The organism is Streptococcus sp. HMSC068F04, assembly GCF_001837455.1.
In the GTDB taxonomy this organism is placed as follows: Bacteria; Bacillota; Bacilli; order Lactobacillales; family Streptococcaceae; genus Streptococcus; species Streptococcus salivarius_D.
In genome coordinates, this window is record NZ_KV832481.1 from 1 (window position 1) to 6,302 (window position 6,302).

Annotated in this window: 7 protein-coding genes; all 7 read right to left on the reverse strand. The window is 39.7% G+C overall.

The genetic code is table 11. From position 1 onward, the window contains the following. Window positions 1–62: 62 nt before the first annotated feature. Complete coding sequence (locus HMPREF2571_RS04465) at window positions 63–797, reverse strand: PHP domain-containing protein (protein WP_041817380.1); 735 nt, start codon at window positions 795–797, stop codon at window positions 63–65. Window positions 798–805: 8 nt separating this feature from the next. Beyond that, window positions 806–1,450, reverse strand: a complete 645-nt coding sequence (locus HMPREF2571_RS04470; RefSeq protein WP_013990755.1) for a TIGR01906 family membrane protein — start codon at window positions 1,448–1,450, stop codon at window positions 806–808. Further along, on the reverse strand, window positions 1,440–2,213 hold the full coding sequence (locus HMPREF2571_RS04475) for a TIGR01457 family HAD-type hydrolase (RefSeq protein ID WP_013990756.1): 774 nt from the start codon (window positions 2,211–2,213) through the stop codon (window positions 1,440–1,442). The genes HMPREF2571_RS04470 and HMPREF2571_RS04475 overlap by 11 nt, the downstream gene beginning before the upstream one ends. 1 nt (window position 2,214) lies before the next feature. Beyond that, window positions 2,215–2,958: an acyl-ACP thioesterase domain-containing protein gene (locus HMPREF2571_RS04480; RefSeq protein WP_013990757.1), complete on the reverse strand. Its 744-nt coding sequence runs from the start codon at window positions 2,956–2,958 to the stop codon at window positions 2,215–2,217. Next, a complete protein-coding gene (hemW, locus tag HMPREF2571_RS04485) occupies window positions 2,959–4,095 on the reverse strand; it encodes a radical SAM family heme chaperone HemW (RefSeq protein WP_013990758.1) in 1,137 nt (378 codons plus the stop codon). Window positions 4,096–4,191: 96 nt separating this feature from the next. Then, window positions 4,192–4,932: a hypothetical protein gene (locus HMPREF2571_RS04490; protein ID WP_013990759.1), complete on the reverse strand. Its 741-nt coding sequence runs from the start codon at window positions 4,930–4,932 to the stop codon at window positions 4,192–4,194. A gap of 207 nt (window positions 4,933–5,139) precedes the next feature. Next, window positions 5,140–6,255 (reverse strand): hypothetical protein, encoded by a 1,116-nt coding sequence (locus HMPREF2571_RS04495; protein WP_013990760.1) that lies wholly within the window; start codon window positions 6,253–6,255, stop codon window positions 5,140–5,142. Window positions 6,256–6,302 lie beyond the last annotated feature (47 nt).

Here is a 6,302-nt window from a genome sequence, read left to right on the forward strand (position 1 = left end):
TCGGAGCGAAACGGACTTAAAGTCACAAAAGAAAAAGACAGCTTCAGTTGAAGCTGTCTTCGCTATATAATCATATCTTCTGTAATGCCAAATTCTCTCAAGATCTCCTCAATCTTGTCAAAGTTCAGACGGAAATGCTCTAATTTATGACCATCAGACCCAATAGAATACTTGCGACATCCCAAATCCCTAACAAGGCCTAGAGCATAGCGGTAGAGGTCCTCGTGATGATAGAGGTACATACTCTTTGCATTCAGCTCAAAAGCCAAATCATTAGCAATCATTTTCTGGAAAATACGTTTGAGCTGTTCTTCATAAGCTTTTAGCTCATCAACAGTCACGTCAAACAAGCGAAAACCATAGTCAAAGTGGGCCAAAACATCTGCGTCCACACGACCAATAGCGTACTCCAACTTGTCCAGATACTCTTGAATAATGCTTGCCTTGTCCATATCAGCTACCTCATCATCAAGATAATCATTGACCCCATTATGGTGAACAGATAAAAGTTTGAGATCATAGTCCTTACCATCCAGAAAGTCTAAAATATCCCTTTCCCTAGGCTGGTAGTAACCAATCTCGATACCACGTTTAATACGATTGCCATACTTACGGTTAAGACTTTCAATCTCACGACTATAGGCCTCATACTCGGGCACATCATCCTGTTTGGTATAAGGATTAGAGAGATCATAATGCTCAGTCGTTACAATCTCCCCATCAAAATGCCTCAAATAATCAGTAAAGTTCGCATCCGAATCATAGGAATGATGGGTATGCAAATGGTTATCACGAATAGACATAACTACTCCTTATTTTTCAAATACATTTTAAGCTGCTTACGGGCCAACCAGGTCAGACTCACCATGATTCCCTCATAGACAAGAAAGAAAATGACAAAACACTGAAGGAAATACTCTTCTGGCAAAACATTGATAATCGGGTCCAACATTGGATTAAAGAGCCAACTGCTATCCCCAGGAAAGAGGGCTTCATGAAAGAGCGTAAAAAACTCATCAAATCCGAGAAAAAGTCCCACAACCCCAATAAGGACCGGCAAGAGTGCTAGACTCATATAAAGTTTAGCGTAAAGACCAAAGGTCCCTTTCTTCACATTTCGCCAAAGAAAAGTCAGAGCTGGATAGGCCAGTAGGATAACAAGCCCCTGTACCAAATGAAAGAGCCACTTCACATCATGAAAATGCTTAAGTCCACTCTCCGACGATGGAAAATCAGGCATGGACAGATGACCAACCCAAGGAAAGGTCAAGTACTTCATGAGGATATTGAAATTATGCCAGAGCTCTGTCTTGCCAAGAATGACATAGTTCAAAAGATGCATCCAATCAATATCAAAAAAATAAAAGCCCCATGCCAGATAAATCGTCACTAAGATAGACAGGGCCAAGAGCCAAATCGGAGTCAGAATAGCCTCAATCTTAGTTCGCATCAAAATCCCACTCCGCTAGACTAGAAAGCACATGGTCTGGTTTTACTGGTAAATCCTCAACTTCTTCCACCTTGGTAAATCCAGTTGTCACAAGAAGTGTTGGAAAGTCATTTTTAATGCCAGCTGTAATATCAGTCAAGTAATTGTCACCAACCACGATAGTTTGGCTACGTTCTGTCCCAAGGATTTCAAGAGCCTTGTTCATGATAATAGCTTTAGGCTTACCAATAATGATTGGTTCCACACGGGTAGCCGCCTCGATAAGAGCTAAGAGGGAACCAGCACCTGGAAGAAGGCCGCGTTCAGTTGGGATATTCAAATCTGGGTTAGTTCCAATAAATATAGCCCCCTTATGGATGGCAAGCGTTGCTTTAACCAACATTTCATAAGTGACTTCACGATCCAAGCCCACCACAACATAGGCAGGATTTTCCTCATCTACCGTATATCCCGCTTCCGCAATGGCAGATTTGAGCCCAGTCTCACCGATAACATAAACCGTCTTGCCACGATTCATATCGTTCATGTAGTCAACTGTCGCCAAAGTAGCTGTGTAAATGGTCTCAAGAGGCGTTTCCAACTCACACTGATTACGCAAAAGCTCTTGCACCATCTCTGGTGTACGCATACTATTATTAGTCACAAAAAGATAGGGAATCTGACGCTTTTGCAACTCCTTAACGAAGGCCTCTCCCTCAGGAATACGGTCCTTCCCCTTGTAAATGGTTCCATCTAAATCAATCAAATAACCTTTATATGTCATCCTACTCGTCTCCTATTTTTTTCCATTGGATAATGGCCTGAGCATGAATATTGCCATCAACACAAATCTGATGTTGACTGCTCAAACTTTCTTGGTCAAACTCATAGCCTGAATAAATCTCTGACCCATGATGAATTTCCTTAACATACTTGAGGTCAATATGGGCTGGTGTGTACTTGGTCAAAAAATCCAAATCGAAAACATCCAACATCCACTCCAAGTACTTGCTATTATTAACGTGGCCATTCATATCTAGGTCAAAATAACGCACACGATATAAAGTCTCAATTGGATTTTCCAAAGCCTTATAGCGAGGCCCTCTAAGCAACTTTTTAGTCTTATCTGCTTCGTAAGGTGCTACCACCTCATCTGGCACTTCTGCTACCTTACGCGTTTCATAATCCATGAGAGCAAAAGTAGTCTTAAAGAGCATAATTTGCTGACCAGTTTCATCTGTGATGTAAAAATTACGGTAACAGAAAATCTTATTATAGGAAATAGCTTCCGTTGTAATCGTCACCTTTTCATTGTAGCGAGGCAAACGGTCAATCTCAATCGCATAGTCTGTCACAATCCAAACCAGACCGTACTTATCAAAAACGTCCTTATCCGTATTTCCCAGAGATTCTGACTGCATACCAGATACTTGCAATGAAAACGCCAATAAGTGCGGTAATTTTACCTGATGCGTGATATCCGTCTCATAAAACGGAATTTGATAAGGAATACTAAATTTTAATCCCATCTAATCCTCCAAGATAAATTGTTCAGCGACACTATCACCCAAAAAGAGTCCTCGTTTAGTCATACGAACCACCTCTGGATCCTTGACCAAGAGCCCATCTTCCTGTAGTTTTTTTACAATGTCTCCATAAGTATCCGCGAATGACAAGCCAAACTTCTCTTCAAAACGTTTAATAGACACCCCCGACTTTTTACGCAAACCAAGGAAGAACTCCTCTTCCATCATCTCTGCCTTAGTCAGATGCTCCTCGTGAAGTCTAGCATGACCATCCTCAGCTATAGCCTTTAGGTAATGCTGGATAGGGCCTCTATTGCGATAACGAACACCATTGACATAACCAGAGGCTCCAGCACCCACACCATAATACTCATCATTATTCCAATACATGAGATTGTGACGACTCTCCATCCCAGGTTTGGTAAAGTTTGAAATCTCGTAGTGCTCAAAACCATTGTTTTCCAACTCTTGGATAATATAGTCAAACATCTCTGCTTCCAAGTCCTCAGTTGGCAGATTGAGCTTACCCCGACGCATCTTATTCATAAAAACCGTGTGATGTTCCAATATCAAACTGTAGAGACTTAGATGTGGAATATCCAGTTCCAGTGCCTTTCTCACATTTTCCTTGACCTGATCCATGGTTTGTCCAGGTAGTGCATAAATGAGGTCAATAGAAATATTATGAAAACCAGCAGCCTTTAAGCTATCAATACTTTCATAAATCTGTGCCTGATTGTGACTGCGACCAATTTGACGCAAGTGCTTGTCATCAAAGGTCTGAACCCCTAAAGATACGCGATTAACAGCTGATTTTTTGAGCACCTCAATCTTATCAACCGTCAAATCCCCAGGATTGGCCTCAATGGTAAACTCCTCCAACTTAGACAAATCCAAGTTTTTCTGAAGATTGCTTAAAAGGTAGTCCAATTGCTCCGCAGAAATAGCTGTCGGTGTCCCACCACCAATATAAAGGGTGCGAAGCTCCTTGATATCTAAAAGCTCCCACTCACGAATCAAAGCCCGTAGGTAGTCATCAACGGGCTGATTTTTAATAAAGACCTTGGAAAAGTCACAATAATAACAAATTTGTGTGCAAAATGGAATGTGCACATAGGCTGACGTTGGTTTTGTTTGCATGTAACTATTCTACCATTTTTTAAGCAGAAATGAGACCTTGAAAAATAAGAGTTTAAAGCCAAAAAAGAAGCCATCTCTCCAGATAGCTTCTTTACTTTATTTTGTTAATGAGAATGGGAAAGCATTATAGTTGCTATAATCAAAGGTTGGTCCCAAGTCAGAGATAAATTGAACTGGCGTGTAAGTTCCATTTTCAAGAATAAAGCCAGGCTTAGCTTGAAAACCAGCTCCCCCTATTCCTGTAATACCAGGAAGCAAGGTAGAAAAATCGCCACCCTCCCAAACGTAGAGATTTCCAGAAATTTGAACGGCTTTTGCTGTTGTTGAGCTTTGACGATAGGGTTCGTAATCGACATTGAAATTTGCCTTTGAAGTGATATTGCCATCAGCATCAACTGTAAAACTAATGTCTGTTGCTTGAGGACTAGTACCAGTCCAAGTTCCAACCAAAGCTGCTGGGACAGGAGCGTCACTTTGGGTATCAGCTGTTGCTTGACTAGACTTGTTTGACTCAGAAGCAGCACTACCATTTGTCTCTGCTTGAGCATCATTTCCAGCTGAGGCTTGATTTTTTGAAGAGCTAGCTTCAGGAGCACTCACTTCTTCTTGACCTTGAGAATCCTTTGAAGCTGAAGCTTCTGTCTTAGCCTTTTTAGCAGACTTCTTCTCAGATGTTTTTGTTTTAGCAGAGGACTTCACTACTTTAGAAGTTGAAGTTGTAGATGATGCTGTAGTGTCTTTTTCTGACTTAGAGCCACATCCGACAAGTGCTGTAGAAACAGCTACAGACAACAAAACAAGGGAACAAACACGGATAACTTTACTTTTCGTTTTCATAAACCTCTTTTCTATATGTCTATTATATCTATTTTGTTACAGAAATCAAGTATTTTATGTAACTTTGTAACATTTATGTAATCAATTGTGTCACTGTTATAAGTTAATATCATATTTACTAGTAAAAAAAGCCCATCACTCCCAAAGGAATGATAGGCTTCTGCATCTTATCTAGGTACTTCTTACCTGCTAGAGGTATCCTAATTACTATTTGTCTTCTCTTTCAATATAACCCCCTATGGAGAGAAGGTTGAAGCTATCCTCCAAGACAATAATGCGATTACCACCATCTACAACGATATAATAGTATGACTTTCTCGCATCGTGGTAGATGTCATTAACACTCTTAGCATGATAACCATGTGACTTAAGAGACTTCTGTATTTTAGCAAACTCTTTTTGCACCTTATCATTATCTACGCTGCCTGATTGATCCGCCAGATATTCTTTTAAAGGCTTAGCAATTAAGATATCTAAAGGCTTAACATTTAAGATATCTATATCATCAGAATCTGTAGTCATAACACCATTTTCAGAGATAGTCAATTCTCCTTCTGATTCATTTTCATCATCATATGTCTTCCATTTTCCAACAAAGGCTTTTGGAACCTCTGCCTTATGAAAAAGACATTTCTTTTTTAAATCTTTGGTACTTCTTGATCCGTAGTAGAGGTCTGATAAGAATAAATCTAGAACTAAGTTTGTCCCATCTTTCTGAATCAGATTATAGTATCCAAACCATTCCCATTTCGTCTTAACCAGTATTATCTCTTTGGTCTGTAATTGATATTTCTTGTCAAAATCAGCAATCGTTTTTAGTTTTGAATTACTGACATCTTCTAAACGTGCTTCAAACTCCTGTCTAACTTTATTACCAATAGAGATTTCTTTGATTTCTTCTTCCCTATAGCCTGCAACAAGTTTTGACTTCTTCCCACTTAAATCATAAACCAAACCAACATTATCATTAGTTACCCACAAACCTCCCAAGTTTGTTCCTTTGGAAGAAAACAAAAAGAGTCCAAGACTTGTTGCTACAACAAGAAATAAAGCAATCCCAAGACCAATAAAAGTCTTCTTGCCAAACTTTTTCTTCTTAACAAAGACCATTTGTTGTGAATAAGCTGGGTTGACCATTTGACCAGTCATTTGATTCGGTAAAGGTCTGACTCCTTCAGTCACAGACTTTCCACTGTTGGAAAAAGTAGCTTGTTTTCCTTCCATAACAAATTCACCATTTAGAAGGGCCTGCTGACACTCCTGAATAGTGGGCTTACGATTATTAATCGCTTCAAAATATTCAATCCATTCTTTTCTATTCATCATCTCTCCTAATATTTCTTAATCATAACCACCCGTCTAACGGGTGG